3 protein-coding genes are annotated in these 1,136 nt (G+C 45.1%); all 3 read right to left on the reverse strand.

The genetic code is table 11. The annotated features are described in order from the left end of the window. Positions 1-103 precede the first annotated feature (103 nt). From LC115_09215 to LC115_09225, 3 genes are read right to left on the reverse strand one after another with little or no spacing between them, the layout of a single operon-like run. Positions 104-319: a hypothetical protein gene (locus LC115_09215; GenBank protein MCZ2356846.1), complete on the reverse strand. Its 216-nt coding sequence runs from the start codon at positions 317-319 to the stop codon at positions 104-106. Between the two features lie 18 nt (positions 320-337). Beyond that, entirely contained in the window at positions 338-808 is a 471-nt protein-coding gene (locus LC115_09220) for a transposase family protein (protein ID MCZ2356847.1), read from the reverse strand. 45 nt (positions 809-853) lie between these two features. Then, the gene (locus LC115_09225) at positions 854-1,006 is read right to left on the reverse strand and encodes a transposase (protein MCZ2356848.1); all 153 of its coding nucleotides are present in this window, start codon (positions 1,004-1,006) and stop codon (positions 854-856) included. Positions 1,007-1,136 lie beyond the last annotated feature (130 nt).

Genomic DNA, 1,136 nt, shown 5'->3' on the forward strand with positions numbered 1-1,136 from the left:
AAAAAATCAAAATTTATTTTGAACGGGAGAAAATTTGGGCTTTTTTAAAAATTTAGAGGTTATGCAACGCGCTCTTTTGTTTTGTTTGCCTTCACAAAAGTAGCTACGTCCGCCTGAATTTTGTCAAGGGCGGGTGCTGGCGCATCGCCTTTGGCGACCCTTGACAAAACGGCGGCCTACGCTGTGTTTGTTTCGGCAGCCAAAACAGAAAAAAAGCTGTAAGATATTGATCAGGTGATAAATAACCTATACTACGGTGGAGGCGTTGGGTGTTGTAAAAGTGGTAGTAGCGGATAATAACGGCTTGTGCGTGGTACAGGGAATCAAACTGGTAAGCTCAATGACTTCTCGTTGCAACAGACTGTGCAGGGCTTCTATATGGGCGTTTTCCTGCGGGGTGGCAATTGTGTGTAAACTCCTGTAATACACCTTGTTGCTTTAGCCAGTCGCACACGCTGTGGGCGATGAACTGGCTACCGTTGTCATTACGAATGGTGATGCCCTGAACCTTGGTTTGGGGTAGCATTTTTTCTAACAAGCTCACCACCTGTTGCTGGCGAATACTCAGTAACAGTGTATGGATCTGTACTTTGCGACTATACACGTCCAGCACGGTGAGCAGGTAGCTGTTGCAACGCCAACCCTCAAGCCAGATATATTTGATGTTCATCTCGAGATACTGGCCGGGGTAGGTGGCTGTTATCTTTCTTATTTCCACAAACTTGCGTTTACCGTTAGTATGCACCCATTTTTTGGGGTTGAAACACTTGGCTACTATCTTTTTCAGCCGCTCATTTTCCGCCTCCAATACCCGTTGGCGTGGGACAACGCGCTTATACTGAGGCGTTAAAGCCTATACACCGCCGCTGTTGAACTGGCCTTTCCACCGGTAAAACAGGCTTTGCGTCAGCTCATACCTACGCAAGGTCTCCGCCATACCGTGGTGCTCGGCAAATTGCAGAATCTCAGGTTTCTGCTCCGTTGTAAATTTTCTTTTTTCTGCCATAATTTTCCCAAATTTAATATACTAAACTGTTTCTCCAATTTAGTCCAGCCTTTCAGGGGGCTAAAACATTATTTTTCAAATTTAGTGGCTTTCATCAGGCTGAACATCTTTGTTAAAATTAACCTCCAAA

It is taken from the genome of Bacteroidia bacterium, assembly GCA_026932145.1.
Lineage (GTDB): Bacteria > Bacteroidota > Bacteroidia > J057 > JAIXKT01 > JAIXKT01.

Bases quoted from the DNA above. Each gene is read 5' to 3' on its own strand.
- LC115_09225 (MCZ2356848.1), bottom strand. From the start codon at position 1,006: ATGGCAGAAAAAAGAAAATTTACAACGGAGCAGAAACCTGAGATTCTG.